The sequence below is a fragment of the Pseudomonas yamanorum genome, from assembly GCF_900105735.1.
Taxonomy (GTDB): domain Bacteria; phylum Pseudomonadota; class Gammaproteobacteria; order Pseudomonadales; family Pseudomonadaceae; genus Aquipseudomonas; species Aquipseudomonas yamanorum.
Genome location: NZ_LT629793.1, coordinates 500,298 through 522,055 on the forward strand (window position 1 = coordinate 500,298; position 21,758 = coordinate 522,055).

Annotated in this window: 21 protein-coding genes; 14 read left to right on the plus strand and 7 right to left on the minus strand. The window is 61.6% G+C overall.

Translation table 11 applies throughout. The features are described 5' to 3' along the window. Positions 1 to 27: 27 nt before the first annotated feature. On the plus strand, positions 28 to 468 hold the full coding sequence (locus tag BLU46_RS02405) for a GFA family protein (protein ID WP_093198055.1): 441 nt from the start codon (positions 28 to 30) through the stop codon (positions 466 to 468). Between the two features lie 7 nt (positions 469 to 475). Here BLU46_RS02405 and BLU46_RS02410 read toward each other — a convergent pair whose 3' ends face one another. Continuing rightward, positions 476 to 1,036 carry a histidine phosphatase family protein gene (locus BLU46_RS02410; RefSeq protein ID WP_093198058.1) on the minus strand — a complete coding sequence of 187 codons (561 nt, stop codon included), beginning with the start codon at positions 1,034 to 1,036 and terminating at the stop codon, positions 476 to 478. 138 nt (positions 1,037 to 1,174) lie between these two features. Between BLU46_RS02410 and BLU46_RS02415 the strand changes: the two genes are divergently transcribed. Beyond that, a complete protein-coding gene (locus BLU46_RS02415; protein ID WP_093198061.1) occupies positions 1,175 to 2,128 on the plus strand; it encodes an aliphatic sulfonate ABC transporter substrate-binding protein in 954 nt (317 codons plus the stop codon). A 109-nt stretch (positions 2,129 to 2,237) separates the two neighbouring features. Here BLU46_RS02415 and BLU46_RS02420 read toward each other — a convergent pair whose 3' ends face one another. Both BLU46_RS02420 and rpiB read right to left on the minus strand, forming a co-directional pair. Beyond that, positions 2,238 to 3,218, minus strand: coding sequence for a sugar-binding transcriptional regulator (locus BLU46_RS02420; RefSeq protein WP_003215718.1), 981 nt, complete (start codon positions 3,216 to 3,218; stop codon positions 2,238 to 2,240). Between the two features lie 63 nt (positions 3,219 to 3,281). After that, positions 3,282 to 3,743 (minus strand): ribose 5-phosphate isomerase B, encoded by a 462-nt coding sequence (rpiB, locus tag BLU46_RS02425; protein ID WP_003215716.1) that lies wholly within the window; start codon positions 3,741 to 3,743, stop codon positions 3,282 to 3,284. A gap of 284 nt (positions 3,744 to 4,027) precedes the next feature. Here rpiB and BLU46_RS02430 point away from each other — a divergent pair, with 284 nt between their 5' ends. From BLU46_RS02430 to dhaL, 7 genes are all read left to right on the plus strand, one after another. Next, positions 4,028 to 5,515, plus strand: coding sequence for a sugar ABC transporter ATP-binding protein (locus tag BLU46_RS02430; protein WP_093198065.1), 1,488 nt, complete (start codon positions 4,028 to 4,030; stop codon positions 5,513 to 5,515). Then, positions 5,512 to 6,501: an ABC transporter permease gene (locus tag BLU46_RS02435; protein WP_003215711.1), complete on the plus strand. Its 990-nt coding sequence runs from the start codon at positions 5,512 to 5,514 to the stop codon at positions 6,499 to 6,501. Before BLU46_RS02430 ends, BLU46_RS02435 begins: the two co-directional genes overlap by 4 nt. Before the next feature lie 56 nt (positions 6,502 to 6,557). Beyond that, complete coding sequence (locus tag BLU46_RS02440) at positions 6,558 to 7,565, plus strand: substrate-binding domain-containing protein (protein WP_017479039.1); 1,008 nt, start codon at positions 6,558 to 6,560, stop codon at positions 7,563 to 7,565. 151 nt (positions 7,566 to 7,716) lie between these two features. Next, complete coding sequence (locus tag BLU46_RS02445) at positions 7,717 to 8,472, plus strand: SDR family oxidoreductase (protein ID WP_093198069.1); 756 nt, start codon at positions 7,717 to 7,719, stop codon at positions 8,470 to 8,472. A gap of 28 nt (positions 8,473 to 8,500) precedes the next feature. Then, positions 8,501 to 9,616, plus strand: a complete 1,116-nt coding sequence (locus tag BLU46_RS02450; RefSeq protein ID WP_063031068.1) for an MDR/zinc-dependent alcohol dehydrogenase-like family protein — start codon at positions 8,501 to 8,503, stop codon at positions 9,614 to 9,616. A gap of 179 nt (positions 9,617 to 9,795) precedes the next feature. Beyond that, positions 9,796 to 10,797, plus strand: coding sequence for a dihydroxyacetone kinase subunit DhaK (locus tag BLU46_RS02455; RefSeq protein WP_093198073.1), 1,002 nt, complete (start codon positions 9,796 to 9,798; stop codon positions 10,795 to 10,797). Between the two features lie 3 nt (positions 10,798 to 10,800). Further along, complete coding sequence (dhaL, locus tag BLU46_RS02460; protein WP_093198076.1) at positions 10,801 to 11,445, plus strand: dihydroxyacetone kinase subunit DhaL; 645 nt, start codon at positions 10,801 to 10,803, stop codon at positions 11,443 to 11,445. A gap of 111 nt (positions 11,446 to 11,556) precedes the next feature. On the opposite strand, the gene BLU46_RS02465 is transcribed toward dhaL, so the two are convergent. Further along, entirely contained in the window at positions 11,557 to 12,447 is an 891-nt protein-coding gene (locus tag BLU46_RS02465) for a LysR family transcriptional regulator (protein ID WP_093198079.1), read from the minus strand. Between the two features lie 103 nt (positions 12,448 to 12,550). Here BLU46_RS02465 and BLU46_RS02470 point away from each other — a divergent pair, with 103 nt between their 5' ends. Together BLU46_RS02470 and BLU46_RS02475 are read left to right on the plus strand one after the other, a co-directional pair. Next, on the plus strand, positions 12,551 to 13,036 hold the full coding sequence (locus tag BLU46_RS02470) for a GlcG/HbpS family heme-binding protein (RefSeq protein WP_093198083.1): 486 nt from the start codon (positions 12,551 to 12,553) through the stop codon (positions 13,034 to 13,036). Continuing rightward, entirely contained in the window at positions 13,033 to 14,562 is a 1,530-nt protein-coding gene (locus BLU46_RS02475) for an MFS transporter (RefSeq protein WP_093198088.1), read from the plus strand. Before BLU46_RS02470 ends, BLU46_RS02475 begins: the two co-directional genes overlap by 4 nt. A gap of 150 nt (positions 14,563 to 14,712) precedes the next feature. On the opposite strand, the gene sohB is transcribed toward BLU46_RS02475, so the two are convergent. Next, positions 14,713 to 15,738 (minus strand): protease SohB, encoded by a 1,026-nt coding sequence (sohB, locus tag BLU46_RS02480; protein ID WP_093198093.1) that lies wholly within the window; start codon positions 15,736 to 15,738, stop codon positions 14,713 to 14,715. A 193-nt stretch (positions 15,739 to 15,931) separates the two neighbouring features. Between sohB and BLU46_RS02485 the strand changes: the two genes are divergently transcribed. Both BLU46_RS02485 and BLU46_RS02490 read left to right on the plus strand, forming a co-directional pair. Beyond that, a complete protein-coding gene (locus BLU46_RS02485; protein ID WP_093198097.1) occupies positions 15,932 to 16,642 on the plus strand; it encodes a histidine phosphatase family protein in 711 nt (236 codons plus the stop codon). Positions 16,643 to 16,698: 56 nt separating this feature from the next. Next, positions 16,699 to 17,013, plus strand: coding sequence for an SCP2 sterol-binding domain-containing protein (locus BLU46_RS02490; protein WP_017479029.1), 315 nt, complete (start codon positions 16,699 to 16,701; stop codon positions 17,011 to 17,013). Between the two features lie 130 nt (positions 17,014 to 17,143). Here BLU46_RS02490 and BLU46_RS02495 read toward each other — a convergent pair whose 3' ends face one another. Then, positions 17,144 to 19,780 (minus strand): MGH1-like glycoside hydrolase domain-containing protein, encoded by a 2,637-nt coding sequence (locus BLU46_RS02495; protein ID WP_093198101.1) that lies wholly within the window; start codon positions 19,778 to 19,780, stop codon positions 17,144 to 17,146. A gap of 195 nt (positions 19,781 to 19,975) precedes the next feature. Between BLU46_RS02495 and hglS the strand changes: the two genes are divergently transcribed. Continuing rightward, a complete protein-coding gene (hglS, locus tag BLU46_RS02500; protein WP_093198105.1) occupies positions 19,976 to 21,343 on the plus strand; it encodes a 2-oxoadipate dioxygenase/decarboxylase HglS in 1,368 nt (455 codons plus the stop codon). A gap of 125 nt (positions 21,344 to 21,468) precedes the next feature. Here hglS and BLU46_RS02505 read toward each other — a convergent pair whose 3' ends face one another. After that, positions 21,469 to 21,708, minus strand: a complete 240-nt coding sequence (locus BLU46_RS02505) for a DUF465 domain-containing protein (protein ID WP_063031086.1) — start codon at positions 21,706 to 21,708, stop codon at positions 21,469 to 21,471. Between the last annotated feature and the right edge of the window lie 50 nt (positions 21,709 to 21,758).

Here is a 21,758-nt window from a genome sequence, read left to right on the forward strand (position 1 = left end):
CCCTCACTTTGCACAGGATCGTTTTTGATGACACTCACCGGCCAATGTCGCTGCGCCCGCGTGACCTACACCCTCGATACCGACGCGCCGCTGGCGGTGTATGCCTGCCATTGCCGCCACTGCCAGACCTGGAGCGGCAGCGCGTTTGCCCTGCATGCGCTGTTGCCGGCGGATGCGCTGCGGGTTGAAGGTTCGCTGACGGAATATGCCTATGACGTCGATGGGCAGCGTTCGGAGCATCGGTTGTGCGGGGTGTGCCATACGCGGATCTGCAACACCACGACGGCCGCGCCGGGGTTGGTTGTGCTGCGGGTCGGGACACTGGATGAGAGCCCGTCCGTGCAGCCGGTGGCGCACATTTGGCTGCGGCACAAGCAACCGTGGATAACGCTGGCGGAGGGCGTTCCGACCTGGCCGGAAAGCCCTACGCCCCAGGCGTTTGCGCAGGCGTTGAGCGTTCCCCTGTAGACATGACTCACACAAACCCTGTGGCGATGTCGAGACTCAGCACTTCGCCATTGCGCAACTGCCATTCGAAGAAGTCTGAGAAATCATCGCGAACCAATGCGCGAATCGCCTTGGCGACAACCCCATGGGCAACCAGCACCACCACCTGTTGCCCATGGTTCACCAGCAACTGATTCAATCCGCCCCGGATACGCTCGACGAACTGCGAGATTGACTCACCGTCCGTGGGCGCCCGCTCCCATTGCCGGGTAATATTCTGCGCCCAAAGGTCGGGATAACGCTGCGCGGCTTCCACCTGGGTCAGTCCCTCAAACACCCCCACGCCGCGCTCACGAAACGCATCCCGCGTATGCAGTTGCAGCCCATCATCCGTAAACACAATGGCCGCCGTTTGCTGGGCCCTACGCAGCGGCGAGACGATGACAGCGTCGATCTGCGCCGGCAATTTTTCCCGCAACTCCCGCGCCTGCAGCACGCCCCGTTCGTTGAGATCAATGTCCAGCGAGCCCTGGTAACGCCCCTCGGCATTGGCTTGAGTTTCGCCGTGACGAACAACATACAACTGCATACCGCCCTCCTTCATCCTGACGCTGAAAGGCCGCGAACGGCGCATCCGATAAAGCCCTAAGCTAAGACCGAAAAATTATTTATCGAATAATTTTTAGAACAATAAGCTGACCTTAATCCATTAAGAATCGAGCACGCCATGCCCCTGTTTTCGCTCCATCGCCTTTTCATCACTGGCCTGGCCACGCTGGGCCTCTGCACCACCCTGAGTGCACACGCCCAGGAAACCGTGCGCATCGGTTACCAGAAATCCTCGACCCTGATCACCTTGCTGAAAACCCAGGGCACCCTGGAAAAAGCCCTCAAGACCGACGGCATCGACGTGACCTGGCACGAGTTCCCCAGCGGCCTGCCGCTGCTGGAAGCGCTCACCGTCGGTAACGTGGATATCAGCGCTGACGTGGCCGACACCGTGCCGATCTTTGCCCAGGCCGCCCAGGCCAAGCTCACCTACTTCGCCCAGGAAGCGCCCTCGCCCCAAGCCCAGGCGATCGTGGTGCGCAAGGACTCGCCGATCCAGCAACTGGCGGACTTGAAAGGCAAGAAAATCGCCGTGACCAAGGCCGCCGGCACTCACTATTTATTGATCGCTGCCTTGAACAAGGCGGGGCTGGCCTTCTCCGATATCGAGCCGGCGTACCTGACGCCCGCCGATGGTCGCGCTGCGTTTGAAAACAACAAGGTTGATGCCTGGGTCACGTGGGAACCGTTCCTCACCAGCGTGCAGCGCCAACTGCCCACCCGCACCCTTGCGGACGGTACCGGGCTGGCCAGTTACAAGCGCTATTACCTGACCGGCACGCCCTATGCCAAGGCGCATCCCGAAGTGCTGAAGCTGGTTTACGAGCAGTTGCACCAGGCTGGCGAGTGGGTGAAGAGTCACCCGCGGGATGCCGCGAAAGTGCTGGGGCCTTTGTGGGGCAACCTGGATGTGGAGACTGTCGAGGCGGCCAATGCTCATCGTAGTTATGAGGTGCAGCCGGTGACGCTGGATCAGTTGGGTGAACAGCAGAAGATTGCGGATGCGTTCTTCAAGGCGGGGTTGTTACCCAAGGCGGTGGATGCGCAGGATGTGCAGGTGTGGAAACCCTGAGGCAGTCAACTGTGGGAGCCGGGCTTGCCCGCGGTGATGCCATCGCAGCCTCGCCAAGGCTCGACAGCTCCCACAGTTGATGTTCAGGGCCTGGACTATCGGGGGGGTGTCAGCTTTTACGCGTCGCATCATCCAGCGCAAGGATGGTATGAGCATTGGTCACCGTGGTCGCCAGGGTATTGATCACTCCCGAGCGCAACGCCCCCAGCGTCGCCGCCGCCTTGGTGTTTTCACTGGCAATCGCCACCACGTCCGGAATGCGGAACAGCTCCTGCACCGTCAACCCGATCACCCGCCCTTGAATCGCATTGACCGCCGGCTGGCCATGAATGTCGATGAAGTCATAGCCCATCATGTCGCCCACCGTACCGGACAACCGCGCCTGGGCGATTTCCTGGGGTGAGAACCAACCCATGCGCACCATGTTGCTGTTTTCACTCATGTCGCCGATGCCGATCAACGCCATGTCGGCACGGCGGGCACGGTCAAGGGTGGAACGCACCGTATCGTTGCTGATCAACACCCCCCGCAGTTCCGGGTTGGCCACCAGGGCCGGGGCGTACAAGCTTTCACTCTCGCCGCCAAAGCGCAGGGCCAGGCGCCGGCAGATGTGGTCAGGGTTCATGTATTCGCCCGCCTTGAGCGAACCGCCAATGGCGCACACAAACGTGCAGTTGCGGGTCACCGGCAGGAACACATTATCAGCCACCGCACCGACGTTACGGCCCATGCCGACCGCGACGATCATGCCGTCGCTCAGGGTTTTGTTCAGGTAGTTGGCCACGAGGCTGGCAACCGCCGAACGCTGGGTGTCGGGGTCGCTGTGGTCGACTGCGATCAAGGCGCGGTCCAGCTGGAAGCGCTCCACCAGCGCCTGTTCCAGCTCGTTGTTCATCGCCGGGTGCTGCAACACCCGCACCTCGACAATCCCTTCATCCCGTGCGCGTTTGAGCAGGCGGCTGACTTTTGCCCGGGACAGGTCGAAGCGCTTGGCGATGGCTTCCTGAGTGACGTTCTCAAGGTAATAGAGCATCGCCACTTCGGTCATCAGGTCGATGTCGCTGGCGATGCGCTGGGTACTGTCACTCATGGGCACGGGCTTCCGTTTCGGTGTCAAAGGCGCATTCTCCCGACTCTTGCCCCGTTCCGTCCACTACTGATGCCCGTCACGCTCGATCGCGTTGATGCGGTCGACCTTGGCCCCGGAACGCGCAGCTTCGAACTCCGACTCCAGGAACGACTTGACGATGCTCTTGGCCAGTTCCGCGCCGATCACCCGTGCACCGATGGACAGGATCTGCGCATCGTTGCTCTTGCGCGCCCGCTCCGCCGAATAGGTGTCGTGGGCCTGGGCTGCACGAATCCCCAGGACTTTGTTGGCCGAGATGGCCATGCCGATGCCGGTGCCGCACACCAGCACCCCCAGCCGCTGTTCACCGGCATTGATCGCCGTGGCCACCGCCAGGGCGATGTCCGGGTACAGCACCGGCGCCGTGGAGTGGGTGCCAAAGTCGGTCACCGGGTAACCCAGCGCCTCGATATGGCGCTTCAACAGTTCTTTAAGCTCATAACCCGCTTCATCGCATCCGATAGCCACCGGGAAAGGTGTGTTCATGGCGTTTGGCTCCGCTGCCGTTTTGGGTACTTTCGAATGATCATATGATCAATCAATGAATTTTTGCTCAGTCATTTCTCGGATATCCGAAGCGCCCTGTCAAGCAAGATTTAGCTGACCTTGCAGTCAAAGCCCTCTAAACCGGCACACTTTGCGCAAATTCGCCCATTTACAACTTTTCAGTGAAAGAGATTGACTGATCAGAATTTCATTTGATACACATATGATCACAGCGAAACATGACTGTGCGACCTAATAAGAATTCACAGCACGAGGACACGCCGATGGCCACGCCATTACTGCTCCAGGCTGAACACGTCGCCAAGGCTTACGCCGGGATCCCTGCCCTGCGTGAGGGGCGCCTCTCTCTGCGTGCCGGCAGCGTCCACGCCCTGTGCGGCGGCAATGGCGCAGGCAAGTCGACTTTCCTGAGCATCCTGATGGGCATCACCCAACGTGACACCGGGACCATCCTGCTCAATGGCTCACCCGTTCAGTTCAACCGCCCCAGCGAAGCATTGGCGGCGGGGATCGCGATGATCACCCAGGAACTGGAACCCATCCCCTACATGACCGTCGCCGAAAACATCTGGCTGGGCCGCGAACCGCGCCGCGCCGGCTGCATCGTCGACAGCAAGGAGCTCAACCGGCGCACTCGCGAGCTGCTGGAAGGCCTGGAGTTCGACGTCGACGCCACCAGCCCCATGCACCGTCTGAGCGTGGCGCAGATCCAGTTGGTGGAGATCGCCAAGGCATTCAGCCACGACTGCCAGGTGATGATCATGGACGAGCCCACCTCGGCCATCGGCGAGCGTGAGGCCGAAACGCTGTTCAAGGCGATCCGCCGCCTCACCGCCCGTGGTGCCGGCATCATCTATGTGTCGCACCGCCTCAGTGAACTGGCGCAGATTGCCGACGACTACAGCATCTTTCGTGACGGCGCTTTCGTTGAGACCGGGCGCATGGCGGATATCGACCGCGCCCACCTGGTGCGCGGCATCGTCGGCCAGGAACTCACCCGCATCGACCACAAGGTCGGCCGCGAATGCGCCGCCGAATGCTGCCTGGACGTCGACAGCCTGAGCCGCGCCGGCGAGTTCCAGGACATCAGCCTGCAACTGCGCCAAGGTGAAATTCTGGGTATCTACGGGCTGATGGGCTCAGGCCGCAGCGAATTCCTCAACTGCATCTACGGCCTCACCACCCCGGACTCCGGCAGCGTGACCCTGCAAGGCAAACCGATGCCCATCGGCCTGCCCAAGGCAACGATCCAGGCCGGCATGTCACTGGTCACCGAAGACCGCAAAGACAGCGGCCTGGTGCTCAGCGGCAGCATCCTCTCGAACATTGCGTTGTCGGCCTACAAGCAGCTGTCGAGCTGGTCGCTGATCAACGCGCGCAAGGAAAACCAGCTGGCCCAGGACATGGTCAAGCGCCTGCAGATCAAGACCGCCTCCCTGGACCTGCCGGTGGAATCCATGAGCGGCGGCAACCAGCAAAAAGTGGTGCTCGCCAAATGCCTGTCGACCCAGCCGATCTGCCTGCTGTGCGACGAGCCGACCCGGGGCATCGACGAAGGTGCCAAGCAGGAGATCTATCACCTGCTGGACCAGTTCGTGCGCGCCGGTGGTGCAGCAATTGTGGTGTCGTCCGAAGCCCCTGAATTGCTGCACCTGAGTGACCGTATTGCCGTGTTCAAAGGCGGAAGGCTGGTGACCATCAGCAGCGATACCGCCCTTTCCCAGGAAGCCTTGCTGAGTCTTGCCTCATGAATGCCAAATCACTTTCTACACCTGCAGCCGCCCCCGTCACCACCGCACCCCGCAGCCGCCTGCGCTTGTCCCTCGACCGCTTCGGCCTGCCGCTGGTGTTTATCCTGCTGTGCCTGGTGATGGCCTTCGCCAGCGAATACTTCATGACCTGGCGCAACTGGATGGACATCCTGCGCCAGACCTCGATCAACGGAATTCTCGCCGTGGGCATGACCTACGTGATCCTGACCAAGGGCATCGACCTGTCAGTGGGCTCGATCCTGGCGTTTGCCGGGTTGTGCAGTGCCATGGTGGCGACCCAGGGGTATGGCGTGCTGGCGGCGGTCAGCGCCGGGATGTTCGCCGGGGCGATGCTCGGGGTGGTGAACGGCTTTATGGTCGCCAACCTGTCGATCCCACCCTTTGTCGCGACCTTGGGCATGTTGAGCATTGCCCGGGGCATGACCTTCATCCTCAACGACGGCAGCCCGATCACCGACCTGCCCGACGCGTACCTGGCGCTGGGCATCGGCAAGATCGGCCCGATTGGCGTGCCCATCGTGATCTTCGCCGTGGTCGCGCTGATCTTCTGGATGGTGCTGCGCTACACCACCTACGGCCGCTATGTGTACGCGGTGGGCGGCAACGAGAAGAGCGCGCGCACCTCCGGGATCGGCGTGCGCAAGGTGATGTTTTCGGTGTACGTGGTCTCGGGGTTGCTCGCCGGGTTGGCCGGTGTGGTGCTGTCGGCGCGCACCACCTCCGCCCTGCCCCAGGCGGGCACTTCTTATGAGCTGGACGCGATTGCCGCGGTGGTGATCGGCGGCACCAGCCTGTCGGGCGGTACCGGCACGATTGTCGGCACGCTGTTTGGTGCACTGCTGATCGGTGTGATCAACAACGGCCTGAACCTGCTCGGCGTGTCCTCCTATTACCAGCAGGTCGCCAAGGGCCTGATCATCGTGTTCGCAGTATTGATTGATGTGTGGCGCAAGAAAAAACGCTAGTCGCTTTTCCTCGAAACCGAACTGAACGACCTACAACAATAAGCGGAGTTCTCATCATGAAAGTTGGTATTTCCCTGGCCGCCGTCGCGGCACTCTCCCTGCTCGCCAGCAGCATTGCCCTGGCTGCCGATGGCAAGACCTACAAGATCGGCGCCGCAGTGTACGGCCTCAAGGGCCAGTTCATGCAGAACTGGGTGCGCGAGTTGAAGGAACACCCGGCCGTCAAGGACGGCACCGTGCAACTGACCGTGTTCGACGGCAACTACGACGCCCTGACCCAGAACAACCAGATTGAAAACATGGTGACCCAGCACTACGACGCGATCCTGTTTGTACCGATCGACACCAAGGCCGGCGTCGGCACCGTGAAGGCCGCCATGAGCAATGACGTGGTGGTGATCGCCTCCAACACCAAGGTGGCGGACGCCAACGTACCTTATGTCGGCAACGACGACGTGGAAGGCGGCCGGCTCCAGGCCCAGGCCATGGTCGACAAGCTCAAGGGCAAGGGCAACGTCGTGATCATCCAGGGCCCGATTGGCCAATCGGCACAGATCGACCGGGAAAAGGGTGAGATGGAAGTGCTGGGCAAGCACCCGGACATCAAGATCATCGAGAAGAAAACCGCCAACTGGGACCGCGCCCAGGCCCTGGCCCTGACTGAAGACTGGCTGAACGCCCACCCCAAAGGCATCAACGGGGTGATCGCGCAAAACGATGACATGGCCCTCGGTGCGGTGCAGGCATTGAAGTCCCATGGGCTGTCGTCCAAGGATGTGCCGGTGACGTCCATCGACGGCATGCCGGATGCGATCCAGGCGGCGAAGAAAGATGAAGTGACCACCTTCCTGCAAGACGCCCAGGCCCAGTCTCAAGGCGCGCTGGATGTGGCGCTGCGGGCGCTGGCCGGCAAGGACTACAAGCCGCAGTCGGTGATCTGGGAACGCTATGGCAAGGATGTGAAATGGGGTGACGGCACCGCCAAGAACTACATCCTGCCGTGGGTGCCAGTGACCAATGCGAATGCGGATGCGCTGTACCAGCAGGTGAGCGGCACGAAGTAAGTTTTGACTTGAAACCCGGTCAAGTGTGGGAGCGGGCTTGCTCGCGAAAGCGGTGGATCATTCAACAGATGTGCCACCTGATACACCGCTTTCGCGAGCAAGCCCGCTCCCACATTGGATCTCCACCGATCTGAAAAATGGAGTCATGTTCATGTCTGGATTCTGGAATCAAGCCTTCGACCTCACCGGCCGCTGCGCCGTGATCACCGGCGGGGCCGCCGGGATCGGTCTGGCTTCTGCCAGCCTGCTGGTGGAACGCGGCGCACGAGTGGCCCTGCTCGACCGCGACCCGGCCGTGGTCGAAGTCGCCGCCAACCTCGGCGCCGGGAATATCGGCATCGCCGTGGACCTGCGCCAACTCGACCAGGTGCACAGCACCGTCGACTACGTATTCGATCACTTCAAACGCCTGGATTACCTGGTCAACAGCGCCGGGGTCGCCCTGCTGGACAAGGCCCTGGACGTCAGCGAAAACGCCTGGGACACCACCCTCGACATCAACCTCAAGGCCAGCTTTTTCGTCGCCCAGGCCTGCGCCAAACACATGCTTGCCCAGGGCAGCGGGCGCATCGTCAACCTCGCTTCCCAAGCGGCGTTAATAGGCCTGGACCGTCACGTCGCCTACTGCGCCAGCAAGGCCGCCGTGGTCGGCATGACCAAGGTGCTGGCCATGGAATGGGCGCCCCACATCAACGTCAACGCCATTTCCCCGACCATCGTCGAAACCGCCCTGGGCAAAAAGGCCTGGGCCGGCGAGCTGGGGGAACGGGCCAAATTGCAGATCCCGGCGGGCCGCTTTGCCCAGCCGGAAGAAATCGCCGGGCTGGCGTTGTACCTGCTCAGCGACGCCGCGCAGATGATCACCGGCGAGAACGTGGTGATCGACGGCGGCTACAGCATCCAGTAATTGATCTTTTGTCGTGAGGTTTATCGTCATGTCTACCGTTACCGAACGCACGCCCGAGCAACTGTCACCCGTCATTCCGAAAACCATGCAGGCCGTGGTCTGCCATGGCCCCGAAGACTATCGCCTGGAGACCGTCGATGTACCGACGCCCGGGCCCGACGAGATCCTGACCAAGGTCGAGCTGTGCGGCATCTGCATGGGCGACATCAAGACTTATCGCGGTGCTCCATCGTTCTGGGGCGATGCTGAGCAGCCGCGCTACGTGAAGCCGCCGATGATTCCCGGCCACGAATTCGTGTGCCGCGTGGTCGCCCTCGGCCCAGGCGCAGAAAAGCGTGGAGTGAAGGTCGGCGACCGGGTGATTTCCGAGCAGATCGTGCCGTGCTGGGGCTGCCGCTTCTGCAACCACGGCCAGTACTGGATGTGCCAGAAACACGACTTGTACGGTTTCCAGAACAACGTCCAGGGCGCCATGGCCCAGTACATGATCTTCACCAAGGAAGGCATCATCCACAAAGTGCCGGACTCGATTGCCCCGGACGAAGCCATCCTGATTGAACCCCTGGCCTGCTCCCTGCACGCAGCGGAGCGGGCCAATGTGGATTTCGACGACATCGTGGTGGTAGCCGGCGCCGGTACGTTGGGCCTGGGAATCATCGGCGCGGTGCGCATGCGCAACCCGAAAAAACTCATCGTGCTCGACATGAAACCCGAGCGCGCCGCCCTCGCCCTGCGCATGGGTGCGGACGAAGTGTGGAACCCGGCTGAAGTCGACGTCATGGCGAAGATTCGCGAGATCACCGACGGCTACGGTTGCGACATTTACATTGAGGCCACCGGGCACCATAAGGCGGTGAACCAGGGCCTGGCGATGCTGCGCAAACTGGGACGTTTTGTGGAGTTCAGCGTGTTCAACGACGAGGCCACGGTGGACTGGTCGATCATCGGCGACCGCAAGGAACTGGACGTGCTGGGCTCCCACCTGGGTCCGTACATGTACCCGCGCGCCATCGACTTTATCGGCAACCGCAAGATCGACATGCGCGACGTGGTGACCCACAAATTTGCCTTGGCAGACTTCAAGGAAGCATTTGCGGTGATGGAGCGCGGGGACAAGTCGCTTAAAGTCGTATTGGAACCCTGATTGGCTTAATAACCCAGAACCCTGTGGGAGCCGGGCTTTGGCTTTTTGTGGGAGCTGGCTTGCCTGCGATGCGGACGCCTCGGTCTATCAGTGACACCGAGCCGATGCAATCGCAGGCAAGCCAGCTCCCACACAAGCCCGGCTCCCACACCAAGAATAAGAACACAGGAAACCGCGTTATGAATCGAGTGATAAACGATCCGGACCAAGTGGTCGAGGACATGCTGCGGGGCATTTTGGTCGCGCACCCCGAGCTGCGCCAATACGAAACCAATCCCCGGGTGATCGGCAAGGCCAAGGCGTCGCCACAGGGCCGCGTGGGCATCGTGACCGGCGGCGGTTCCGGCCATGAGCCGGCCTTCCTCGGCTATGTCGGCCCCGGCCTGTTAGACGCCGTGGCCGTCGGCGAAATCTTCTCCTCGCCCACCGCCAAAAGCTTCTTCGATGCTTTCCGCGCCGCCGACCAGGGTGCCGGCGTGGCGTGCCTGTACGGCAACTACGCCGGCGACAACATGAACGTGAAGCTGGCAATGAAAATGGCCGCCAGCAAGGACATGCAAATTCGCACCGTGGTCGCCAACGACGACGTGGCCTCGGCGCCCAAGGCCGATATCGCCAAGCGTCGCGGGGTGGCAGGCGAGATCTTCATGTGGAAGGTCGGCGGTGCGGCCGCTGCCCAGCATTACGATCTGGACGGGGTGATTCGTGTCGCCCAGAAGGCCGTCGACAACTGCCGCTCCATCGGCATCGGCCTCACCCCCTGCACCATCGCGGCGGTGGGCAAGCCGAACTTCCAGATTCCCGACGGGCAGATGGAATTGGGCATCGGCCACCACGGCGAGCCGGGCATCGAAGTGATCGCCATCGAATCCGCCGAAGCCATGGCCGCGCGCATGCTCGCGCCGATCCTCGCCGACCGCGACTTCAGCCAGGATGACAGCGTGGTGGTGCTGGTCTCGGGCCTGGGCGCGACGCCGGTAATGGAACTTTACATTTTCTACGCCGAGGTTGAACGTCAACTGCAGGCCAGGGGCTTGAAGATTCATCGCTGCTACGTGGGCAACTACTTCACCTCCCTGGAAATGATGGGCGTGACTTTGACCTTGCTGGGCCTGGACGCCGAGCTGAAAACCCTGATCGACCAACCCTGCCGTTCCATCGGCATGACCCAGGCGGACTGAACCATGAGCCAGCATTTCTCCACCCACGACGGCAGCGCCATCGTCGCCGACCTGGTGAGCGTGATCGTTGCCAACCGCGAATACCTGAGCGAAGTCGACGGCGCCATTGGCGATGGCGACCACGGCATCAACATGGCCAAGGGGTTTGCCCATTGCGGGCGCACCATTGAAGGCCGTCAGTTGACCCTGGCCGAAGCGCTGGACGAGTTGACACTGAGCCTGATGGAAGGCATCGGCGGCTCCATGGGGCCGCTGTATGGCAGCCTGTTTATCGGCATGGCGGATGAGGTGCGCGGCAGCGAAGAGATTGACGCGGCAACCTTTGCCCATTTGCTGCGGGGCGGGTTGACCTCGTTGCAGGACATCACCGACGCCGGCGTGGGTGACAAGTGTTTGATGGACACCTTGATTCCGGCGGTGGAAGCGTTTGAACAGGCCAATGGGTCGGGAGCGTCGTTCAGTGAGGCGCTGGACGCGATGAAAAGTGCCGCGTCGCGGGGGCGGGATTCCACCAAGGATCTGGTGGCAAAGATAGGTCGCGCCAGCCGTCTGGGCGAACGCTCGCTGGGTGTGCTGGATGCTGGAGCGGTGTCATGCTGCTTGATACTGACGCGATTGGCGGATTCGGTTCAACCGCGGTTGGTGTAGCGCCTGGTCAGGCCTCATCGCAGGCAAGCCAGCTCCCACAGTTGACCGAGTTGCCCGGGCGTACAAGGTCAGCTGTGGGAGCTGGCTTGCCTGCGATGGCCGCGACCCGGCTTAACTTTTATCACCAAAACCAGCCGCACTCAGTTTGACTTGCTCGATGTACCGCGCCACCGCCGGCGACTTTTCAAAGCGCCGGTGAATCAGCGACAACCACGACGACGCCTCACTGCCGTCAATCGTGCGGTACACCACGTTCGGCAAGCTCACATGCCCCAACACCGACTCTGGCACCACCGCCACGCCCTGCCCCAGTGACACGAGGGCAATCACCGCCACCAACCCGCCCGGCTGCGGCCCCAGCCGAGGCGCATAACCACCCTGCGCGGCCACCTGCAGCGTGCCGCTGATTTGCTCAGGCAAGATAAAGGTCTCGTTTTGCAGGTGCTCGCAACTGATCGCCTTTAATCCCAGCAGCCAGGAATCCTGGGGCAACGCCAGCACAAACCCTTCGCTGTTCAAACGCACCGCCTCCACGCCCTCGGGCAATGTCATCGGAGAGCGGATATAGCCAATATCGAAGCGCCCATCCGCGACCAGCCCCGGCAACATCGCCATCGGGCTTTCGCGCACGCTCATGCTCACGTCAGGGAAGTCCCCACAGAACGACTGCACCTGACGCTGCAACAGGCCTGAATAGACCGCCGACGCAACGTACCCCAACTCTATGTGACCAATCTCACCGCGCCCGGCGCGCTGGGCATTGCGCTGGGCGAATTCGAACTGACGCACCGTGACCTCAGCCTCGATCAACAGCGCCGCTCCCGCTTCGGTGAGGCTGACTTCGCGCTGCTGGCGGATAAACAAGCGCGTACCGAGGGTGTTTTCCATGTCCTGGATCTGCCGGCTCAGGGTCGGTGGGGCGATGCCTAGCTGCTCGGCGGCCCGAGTGAAATTGCGTTGCCGGGCAACCGCCAGGAAGTAGCGGAAATGACGTATTTCCATCGCAGTATTAGCTCAAAGGTAATGAAGTTCACTGTCACGCCTAATAAAGCCAAGACTCGGCGGGACTAAGCTGGGCGCACGCTCACAGTAGAGAGGCACTCCCATGTTAGTCAAATCTCTGATACTGACACTCGCAGGTCTGGCCGCCCTGCCCTCGGCCATGGCCGCCGAACCACCTGCCACCATTGCTCACAAGGCAATACTGACCCTGGCCACTGCCCAGCAGATCGCCGCGCAGGCCCGTAAAGTCGCCGCTGAAAAAGGCTGGCCCTGCGCGCTGGCGATTGTCGACGATGGCGGCTGGCCGATCCTCACCACCCGCATGGACGGCGCTCCGGTGGTCGCCGGGATTGAGTTGGCCCAAGGCAAGGCTCGCACGTCGGCGCTGTTCAAACGGCCGTCCGCCGATCTGGAAAACGCCATCAACGGCGGGCGCCAGGCAGCCGTCACCGCCGGCCTGCTGATGATGAAAGGCGCCCAGCCCATCATCCTCGAAGGCCAGGTAGTGGGCGCCATCGGCATCAGCGCAGACACCCCGGCCCACGATGATGAGATCGCCCTGGCGGCGGTGGCTTCGGTGCAGCCATGAGCAAGGTCAGCCCACGCCTCACGCTGCTGACCGCCTCCGGGGTCTGCTCACTGATCGTGCTCGACACCAATATCGTCGCCGTGACCCTGCCGAGCATCGCCCGGGATCTCGGGGCGAATTTTGCCGATATCGAATGGGTGGTCAGCGCCTACATGCTGGCCTTCGCCGCCCTGTTATTGCCGGCCGGGAGTATTGCCGACCGCTTTGGGCGCAAGAAGACCCTGATCTGGGGCCTGAGTATTTTCATCCTCGCGTCCATTGGCTGCGGCGCGGCGCCGAATGCGTTGTTCCTGGATATCGCCCGCGCCGTCAAAGGTGTCGGTGCGGCGCTGCTGCTGACCTCGGCCCTGGCTTCCATCGGCCATACGTTTCACGACGAAGTGGAGCGCGCCAAGGCCTGGGCCTTCTGGGGCGCGTGCATGGGTGTGGCGATGACCGCTGCGCCGACCCTCGGCGGCTTGATCACCCAGTACCTGGGCTGGCGTTGGATTTTCTATCTCAATTTGCCGGTTGGCCTGGTGTTGATGGGCTTGGTGTTGCGCGCGATTCCGGAGTCTCGGGACGCCCAGTCCGCCAGGCTCGATCCCTGGGGTAGCCTGACCTTCAGCGCCAGCCTGCTGTGTTTGATCTGGGGCCTGATCGAAGCCAACCGCATCGGCTGGGACAACCCGCTGACCTACGCGCGGCTGCTGGGCGGTGCGGCGTTGCTGGGTGTGTTTGTACTCGCCGAACGCTTGCAACAGCGACCCATGGTGGACCTGCAGTTGTTCAAGCACCCGCGCTTTATCGGTGCGCTGCTGGGGATGTTCGCCTACGCCGGCTGCGCCCAGGTGATGATGACGTTGCTGCCGTTCTACCTGCAAAACGGCCTGGGATTCTCCGCGATCGCCTCGGGGCTGGGCATGTTGCCGTTTGCCTTGACCATGTTGATCTGCCCGCGAATTGGCGCCCGCCTGGCCAGCCGTTTTGCCCCGGCAACGATGATGGCGACGGGGCTGGCGTTGGTGGGGTGCGGCAACCTGCTGAGTGCCTGGGCGGTGAATGTCGGCGGTTATCTGCCGTTCGCCCTGGCCATAGCGGTCACGGGGGCCGGCGCCGGGTTGCTCAATGGGGACACCCAGAAAAACATCATGGCCTGCGTGCCACGGGATCGCGCGGGAATGGCATCGGGTATGAGCACTACCATGCGCTTCAGCGCGATCATGTTGGCGATTGGGGTGTATGGGGCGTTGTTGAGCAGCCATAGCGAACAGTTGCTGCACACGAGCATCGGCTCCCAGTGGCAGGAACAAGTGGCAGGGATTGCTTCACGGGTAGTGGCAGGCGATATGCCGGCGGCCGTGGCGTTGCTGCCTGAAACGGCACGAGGGATGGTGCAGCCACTGGCGCGGCAGGCGTTTGTCGGCGGGTTCAGCGTGGTGTTGTGGGTGGCGGGGTTGTTGGGTTTGCTGGGGGCGCTGGTGGTGGGGTTGTTGATGCGGCACCCCATACCGGCGGTGCCGCAGGTCTCTTTACTGACTCGATAATGCGACCACCACGACCCAATGTGGGAGCGGGCTTGCTCGCGAATGCGGTGGATCAATCAATACATCTGTGACTGATCCACCGCCTTCGCGAGCAAGTCGAATCGTCGCACCGCCGCTCCCACATTTCGATCTTCGACCGTCAGTGAAGGGTTACCAGAAACGCTGCTGGGTCAGGCGGCTCCACCAGGTAAGCAGCACCCGGTCTACCGAACCGCTGGCCGCCAGGCCCACCCGCTCTTGCAGGCTTTTACGCTCGGCATAATGCAGGTGGAACACCTCGGCAGTCTTGGCCTTGGTCGCCAGGTATTCGTCGCTGGTTTGCAACTGGTCTACCAGTTGCTTGTCCAGCGCCGCGACACCCAGCCAGACTTCACCGGTGGCCACGTCATCAATGGCCAACTGCGGGCGGTAGCGCGACACGAAGTTCTTGAACAGTTGATGGGTGATGTCCAGGTCTTCCTGGAACTTCTCGCGGCCCTTCTCGGTGTTTTCGCCAAACACCGTCAGGGTGCGTTTGTATTCACCGGCGGTCAGCACTTCGAAGTCGATATCGTGCTTCTTCAGCAAGCGGTTGACGTTAGGCAACTGCGCCACCACGCCAATCGAACCGAGGATGGCAAACGGTGCGCTGATGATCTTCTCGCCGATGCACGCCATCATGTAGCCGCCGCTGGCCGCGACCTTGTCGATGCACACGGTCAACGGCACGCCCGCCTCGCGGATACGCGCCAGTTGCGACGAAGCGAGGCCGTAGCTGTGAACCATGCCGCCGCCGCTTTCGAGGCGCAGTACCACTTCGTCCTTGGGCGTGGCCAGGCTCAGCAGTGCGGTGATTTCATGGCGCAGGTTTTCAGTGGCCGAGGCCTTGATGTCGCCGTCGAAATCCAGCACGAACACCCGAGGCTTGGCTTCGGGTTTCTTCTTGCCTTTTTTCTTTTCGGTTTTGCTTTCGGACTTGCGCAGGGCCTTGAGCTGATCCTTGTCGAGCAGGGTCTGCTCCAGGCGCTCACGCAGGCCTTTGTAGAAATCATTGAGCTTGCTGACCTGCAACTGGCCGGCGGCTTTACGGCGGCCCTTGCTGCGCAGCGCGGCAAAACTGATCAGCACCACCAGGATGGCGACGACCAGGGTGACGGTTTTAGCCAGGAAAGTAGCGTACTCGGCCAGAAAATCCATGTGACTCCTTACAAGTGCAGTGCGCCAGGCGCGGATTGCCCAAGCATACCGGCGCCACCGTCATGGGGCCAGTGATCAAACCGCCAGCAACGGGCCTCTAACGACCTTTTAAAACAAGCGTATGTTTTTTCATTGACAGCTTCCCGGCATCCTCATAACCTCGCCAGACTTTCAACGTACCGGGAAAACGGACGTGGGCAGCATCTACCTGATTCGACATGGCCAGGCCTCCTTCGGTGCAGACGACTACGACGTGCTGTCGCCCATCGGCGTGCAACAGGCGCAAGTGCTGGGCCGCCACCTGGCGGAACTGGGCCTGAGCTTCGACCGTTGCGTGTCGGGCGACCTGCGCCGGCAGCAGCACACCGCCACCGCCGCCTTCGAACAATACAGCGCCCTCGGCTTGCCGGTACCCACGCTGGAAATCGACAGCGCGTTCAACGAGTTCGACGCCGAGGCGATCATCCGCGCCCTGCTCCCGGACCTGCTGCACAGCGAACCCGAAGCCCTGCACATCCTGCGCAACGCCGCGCAAAACCGCGGCGAGTTCCAGCGCATCTTTTCCCTGATTGTCGAACGCTGGCTGGCCGGCACCTACGACCCGCCCGGCCTGGAAAGCTGGCTGGGGTTTGTCGAGCGCGTCCAGGGCGGCCTGCAACGCCTCCTCGAAGCCGCCGACAACAGTGACAAAATCGCCGTGTTTACCTCCGGCGGCACCATCACGGCCCTGCTCCACCTGATTACCCGGATGCCTGCTGCACAGGCCTTCGAACTGAACTGGCAAATTGTTAACACCTCGCTCAACCAGCTGAAATTCCGTGGTCGCGAGGTGGCACTGGCTTCCTTCAACAGCCATACCCACTTGCAACTGTTGAAGGCGCCGCAGCTCATCACCTTCCGATGAGCTGCGGCCAACCGTGACCCCAAGGTCACTGGACTCACCATAAAAGGATCGAAACCATGACTGACGTAGCTAAAGCCGTAGAAGCAATGAAAGCCAAATTCAACCCAGCCGCTGCCGACGGCCTGGACCTGGTGTTCGGTTTCCGTATCGACGACACCCAGAACTTCTCGCTGGTCGTGAAAAACAAAACCTGCGAACTGCTGGAAGGTGAAAACCCAGACGCCCAAGTCACTCTGGTGATGGACGGCGAAACCATGAAAGGCATCGTCGACGGCTCCACCGACGGCATGCAGGCATTCATGGGCGGCAAACTGCGCACTGAAGGCGACATGATGCTGGCCATGAAATTGAGCGAGCTGTTCCCGGCCTGATCAGGGCAACCCTGGCCAGACCAGTGTGGGAGCGGGCTTGCTCGCGAAAGCGGTGTATCAGCGCAGGATTTGTTGGCTGACCCACCGCTTTCGCGAGCAAGCCCGCTCCCACATTTTGATTGTGCTGTTTTCAGGTTTTGGGCTGCAATAACAGCGCCACCAACGCACTCCACCCCGTCTGATGCGAAGCCCCCAACCCCCGCCCGGTCTCGCCATGAAAGTACTCATGAAACAACACCAAATCGCGACTGCCCGGATCCGCCTCCAACTGCGCATACCCCACCATCGACGGCCTCGAACCGTTCTCATCCCTCAGAAACAATCGCGTCAACCGCTGACTGAGCCCATCCGCAACCTCCTCCAGCGAAGCCAGATACCCACTCCCCGCCGGATACTCCACCGAAAAATTATCCGCGTAGTACCGATGAAACTCCCGCAACGACTCAATCAGCATGTAATTGACCGGCATCCACAATGGCCCACGCCAGTTAGAGTTACCCCCGTACAACCGCGAATCCGACTCTGCCGGCTCATAACGGGCACACAGCGTATTGCCATTCATCTTCAGCGCCAGCGGCTCCTCGGCAAACGCTTTCGACAGCGACCGCACACCAAACGTCGAGAGAAACTCAGACTCATCCAGCATGCGCCGCAGCAAATCCTTGGTCCGCTCCCCCCGCAACAGCGCCAGCAACAGGCGATTCCCCTGCCCCGGCTCGTTCCAGCGCGACACCAACTTGGCCAGGTCCGGCCGATGCTTCATAAACCCCAGCAACCGCTCGCGCAAACCTTCCAGCCCTTCATGCTCCCGCTGCTCCAGCACCAGCACCGCAAACAGCGGCATCAGGCCAACGATGGAGCGCAACCGCACCGGCTCACTTTCACCGCCCGGACGATGCAGCACGTCATAGAAAAACTGATCCTGCTCATCCCACAAGCCTTCGGCACTGTCGTCTACCCGGTTGATCGCCCCGGCGATATACAGGAAGTGCTCAAAGAACTTCACCGCGATGTCCACATACACCACGTTGCGCTTGGCCAGTTCCAGGCCGATACGCATCAGGTCCAGCGCATACGCCGCCACCCATGCCGTGCCGTCCGCCTGGTCCAACTGATAACCCGGCGGCAAATCAGCCGAGCGATCGAACAGCGCAATGTTGTCCAGCCCGAGAAACCCGCCCTGGAACAGGTTGCGGCCCTCGGCGTCCTTACGGTTAACCCACCAGGAAAAATTCAGCAGCAGCTTGTGGAAGATCCGCTCGAGAAAATCCATGTCGCCCACGCCGTTCAGCGCCTTGTCCTGCTGGTACACCCGCCAGCTGGCCCAGGCATGCACCGGCGGGTTGGCGTCGTCGAAACGCCATTCGTACGCCGGTAACTGCCCGTTGGGGTGCATGAAGCGGTCTTTCACCAACAGCAACAGTTGCTGCTTGGCGTAACCCGGGTCGACCAGCGCAAACGCCACCGCCTGGAAACCCTGGTCCCACGAGGCGTACCACGGGTACTCCCAGGTGTCGGGCATCGAGAGGATGTCGAAATTCGACAGGTGCCGCCAATGGGTATTGCGGATATGCAAACGCTCGGGCGGCGGCGCCGGCTGGGCCGGGTCGCCGTCGAGCCATTGATTCACGTCGAAGTAATACAGCTGCTTGGACCACAACAACCCCGCCAGAGCCTGGCGCTGCACGTTGCGTGCGTCTTCATCGGCGATGCCCTGCTGCAGCGCCGCGTAGAAATCATCAGTCTCCTGACGACGCTCTTCGAACAGCTTGCGCGCGTTGATCCACGGCGCCTCCGCCGGGGCGAAGCGCAAGTACAGGGTTTTGCTTTCCTGGCCCGCCAGTTCGAGGATGAAACGTGCGGCCACCTTGGTACCCGAATCCCGGCGAATCGCTGCTTCCGAACCCGTGGTCACATAGTCGTTGATCCCATCCTTGAACGGCCCCGGCCCAGGTTGCCCGTCGAGCTTGGGGAAGTTGGTTTCGTTCTCGCAGAACAACCATTCCACACTGTCCTGGCCCCAGGCACTCAGGTGGCGATCAAACAATTCATGGTGCCGCGCCACCACCTGTTCGCCTTCCAGGCGCAATTCAGGCTTGGGGGCATCGTGGGTCCAGCTCCAGTCATTGCGCGCCCACAAGTGAGGCAACACCTGCAAGCGTGTGGGCTGGTCCGATCGGTTGTGGACGGTGATGCGCATGAACACGTCATCGGGCTGATGCTTGGCGTATTCCACCGTGACGTCGCAGTAGCGGTTGTCTTCGAAAACCCCGGTATCGAGGATTTCGTATTCGGCATCCCCCAGGCCACGCCGGGCGTTTTCGGTGATCAGGTCGTCGTAGGGAAAGGCCGCGTGGGGGTACTTGTAGAGCATGCGCATGTAGGCATGGCTCGGCACGCCATCGACGAAAAAGTACAGTTCCTTGACGTCTTCGCCGTGGTTGCCCTCGGCGTTGTTCAGGCCGAACAGACGCTCCTTGATGATCGCGTCGTGCTCGTTCCACAGCGCCAGGCCCAGGCACCAGCGCTGGGCCTTGTCGCTGAAGCCCGCCAGGCCATCCTCGCCCCAGCGGTAGGCGCGGCTGCGGGCGTGTTCGTGGGGGAAGTAGCGCCAGGCATCGCCGTCGGCACTGTAGTCTTCGCGCACCGTGCCCCATTGCCGCTCGCTCAGGTAAGGGCCCCAGTCACGCCAGCGCTCGGCGTCATCCTTGGCCAGGCGCTGGCCTTCAATCGTGTTCAGAATGTTCGTCGCAGGCTGTGCCGTCATCGAGTCTTCCGTCGCGTTCAGAGGTGACGGCCAGTGTAGAACCCATCGGTGGTGAGATGCACGTGAAGCTAATAACATCCAGCTCATTCATTTGCAGAATGAAGTCCAGAGGAATCTTCGTTTGCAAGGCCATGGCGGGCCCAACAAAATCAGGCAACCGTGTAGTTCACCTCGACAGCCGCCAGGAATTTTTCTATGCCCACCGTCCGCCATGTCAGCCCTGACGACATTCGCAAAGGCTTCTCCAAAGCCATGTCCGACATGTACCGCGATGAAGTGCCGCTGTACGGCGCCCTGATGGAACTGGTGGCCGAGACTAACGCCCGCGTGCTCAACACCGACGCCGGGCTGGCTCACCAACTGCAGCGCACCGGGGAGATCCAGCGCCTGGACATGGAGCGCCACGGCGCCATCCGCCTGGGCACCGCCGAAGAACTGGCGACCATCAGCCGCCTGTTTGCGGTGATGGGCATGCAGCCGGTGGGCTATTACGACCTCACGCCAGCCGGGGTACCGGTGCACTCCACGGCCTTTCGCGCCGTGCATGAAAGCGCCCTGCAAACCAGCCCGTTCCGGGTATTCACTTCCCTGCTGCGCCTGGAACTGATCGAAAATCCTGAGCTGCGCGCATTCGCCGAGTCAGCCCTGGCCAAACGCTCGATCTTCACGCCGCGCGCCCTTGAGCTGATCCAACAGGCGGAAGCCGACGGCGGCCTCGACGCCACCCACGCCGAAGAGTTTATCCAGCAAGCCCTGGAAACCTTCCGCTGGCACCACACCGCCACCGTCACCGCCGCGCAATACCAGCAACTGAGCGACCAGCACCGGCTGATCGCCGACGTGGTGGCATTCAAGGGCCCGCACATCAACCACCTGACGCCGCGCACCCTGGACATCGACCAGGTACAGGCCGCGATGCCCGGCAAAGGCATCACCCCCAAGGCCGTGATCGAAGGCCCTCCCCGCCGCCAGTGCCCGATCCTGCTGCGCCAGACCAGCTTCAAGGCCCTCGACGAGGCAATCGCCTTTACCGATGCCAAGGGCAGCCACAGCGCGCGCTTCGGTGAGATCGAACAACGCGGCGTGGCGCTGACCCCCAAGGGCCGTGCGCTGTATGACCAACTGCTGAATGCTGCACGGGATGAATTGGGCGCGTTTCCGAATGAGGCCAATGCCGGGCGCTACACCGAATTGATGGAGCAGCACTTCCAGAGGTTTCCCGATAATCACCGCGAGATGCGCGAGCAGGAGCTGGCGTACTTCCGCTACTTCGTGACCGAGAAAGGCTTGGCCGCGCAGGACAAGGCCGCCACCCTGGACGAACTGATCGCCGCCGGCCACGTGGATGTGGAGCCATTGGTGTACGAAGATTTTCTGCCCGTGAGTGCGGCGGGGATTTTCCAGTCGAACCTGGGGGATGCGGCGCAAAGTCACTACGCGGCCAACTCCAACCAGGCCGAGTTTGAAAAGGCCCTGGGCCGTCAGACGATTGATGAGCTGAAGTTGTACGGGGAAACCCAGCAGCGCTCGATTGACGAATGCAAACGCGCGCTGCTGGCTTGAAAGAGAGAGTTCGCCCGGCCACAGCGCATTCCATGCGCCGTCTAAGAGCCCCAGTGCCGGGCGAACGATTGGCATGATAGGCAGCGGCGGTGCCGCTGTCTTTCAGGCAATTCTGAACAAATATTTTACTTGGCTGTAGCTTTCTCCAACTGCTCGACGATCTTATCTTTGATCAACAGGCGTTTTTTCTTCAGCTTCTCCAGCTCCTCGTCGCCGCCACTGGAGGACTCAAGCTCCAAAACCTCCTTGTCGGCGCTGTCGTACTGGTGGAGCAGCGAATCCAGGTAGTTGTCGCCCGCCCTGCGCTGTTGAATGTCTTCCTTGGTGAAAGTCAGGTCCTGATACAGGTCGTGTTTCACTGGCATGGAGTACCTCCGCAAGTTGATCAATGACTGAATGCCCCTTGAAGCTAGCC

What these genes read in the sequence shown, in the direction of transcription:
- BLU46_RS02405 (WP_093198055.1), top strand. Translation starts at nt 28, where the DNA reads ATGACACTCACCGGCCAATGTCGCTGCGCCCGCGTGACCTACACCCTC.
- BLU46_RS02410 (WP_093198058.1), bottom strand. Translation starts at nt 1,036, where the DNA reads ATGCAGTTGTATGTTGTTCGTCACGGCGAAACTCAAGCCAATGCCGAG.
- BLU46_RS02415 (WP_093198061.1), top strand. Translation starts at nt 1,175, where the DNA reads ATGCCCCTGTTTTCGCTCCATCGCCTTTTCATCACTGGCCTGGCCACG.
- BLU46_RS02420 (WP_003215718.1), bottom strand. Translation starts at nt 3,218, where the DNA reads ATGAGTGACAGTACCCAGCGCATCGCCAGCGACATCGACCTGATGACC.
- rpiB (WP_003215716.1), bottom strand. Translation starts at nt 3,743, where the DNA reads ATGAACACACCTTTCCCGGTGGCTATCGGATGCGATGAAGCGGGTTAT.
- BLU46_RS02430 (WP_093198065.1), top strand. Translation starts at nt 4,028, where the DNA reads ATGGCCACGCCATTACTGCTCCAGGCTGAACACGTCGCCAAGGCTTAC.
- BLU46_RS02435 (WP_003215711.1), top strand. Translation starts at nt 5,512, where the DNA reads ATGAATGCCAAATCACTTTCTACACCTGCAGCCGCCCCCGTCACCACC.
- BLU46_RS02440 (WP_017479039.1), top strand. Translation starts at nt 6,558, where the DNA reads ATGAAAGTTGGTATTTCCCTGGCCGCCGTCGCGGCACTCTCCCTGCTC.
- BLU46_RS02445 (WP_093198069.1), top strand. Translation starts at nt 7,717, where the DNA reads ATGTCTGGATTCTGGAATCAAGCCTTCGACCTCACCGGCCGCTGCGCC.
- BLU46_RS02450 (WP_063031068.1), top strand. Translation starts at nt 8,501, where the DNA reads ATGTCTACCGTTACCGAACGCACGCCCGAGCAACTGTCACCCGTCATT.
- BLU46_RS02455 (WP_093198073.1), top strand. Translation starts at nt 9,796, where the DNA reads ATGAATCGAGTGATAAACGATCCGGACCAAGTGGTCGAGGACATGCTG.
- dhaL (WP_093198076.1), top strand. Translation starts at nt 10,801, where the DNA reads ATGAGCCAGCATTTCTCCACCCACGACGGCAGCGCCATCGTCGCCGAC.
- BLU46_RS02465 (WP_093198079.1), bottom strand. Translation starts at nt 12,447, where the DNA reads ATGGAAATACGTCATTTCCGCTACTTCCTGGCGGTTGCCCGGCAACGC.
- BLU46_RS02470 (WP_093198083.1), top strand. Translation starts at nt 12,551, where the DNA reads ATGTTAGTCAAATCTCTGATACTGACACTCGCAGGTCTGGCCGCCCTG.
- BLU46_RS02475 (WP_093198088.1), top strand. Translation starts at nt 13,033, where the DNA reads ATGAGCAAGGTCAGCCCACGCCTCACGCTGCTGACCGCCTCCGGGGTC.
- sohB (WP_093198093.1), bottom strand. Translation starts at nt 15,738, where the DNA reads ATGGATTTTCTGGCCGAGTACGCTACTTTCCTGGCTAAAACCGTCACC.
- BLU46_RS02490 (WP_017479029.1), top strand. Translation starts at nt 16,699, where the DNA reads ATGACTGACGTAGCTAAAGCCGTAGAAGCAATGAAAGCCAAATTCAAC.
- BLU46_RS02495 (WP_093198101.1), bottom strand. Translation starts at nt 19,780, where the DNA reads ATGACGGCACAGCCTGCGACGAACATTCTGAACACGATTGAAGGCCAG.
- hglS (WP_093198105.1), top strand. Translation starts at nt 19,976, where the DNA reads ATGCCCACCGTCCGCCATGTCAGCCCTGACGACATTCGCAAAGGCTTC.
- BLU46_RS02505 (WP_063031086.1), bottom strand. Translation starts at nt 21,708, where the DNA reads ATGCCAGTGAAACACGACCTGTATCAGGACCTGACTTTCACCAAGGAA.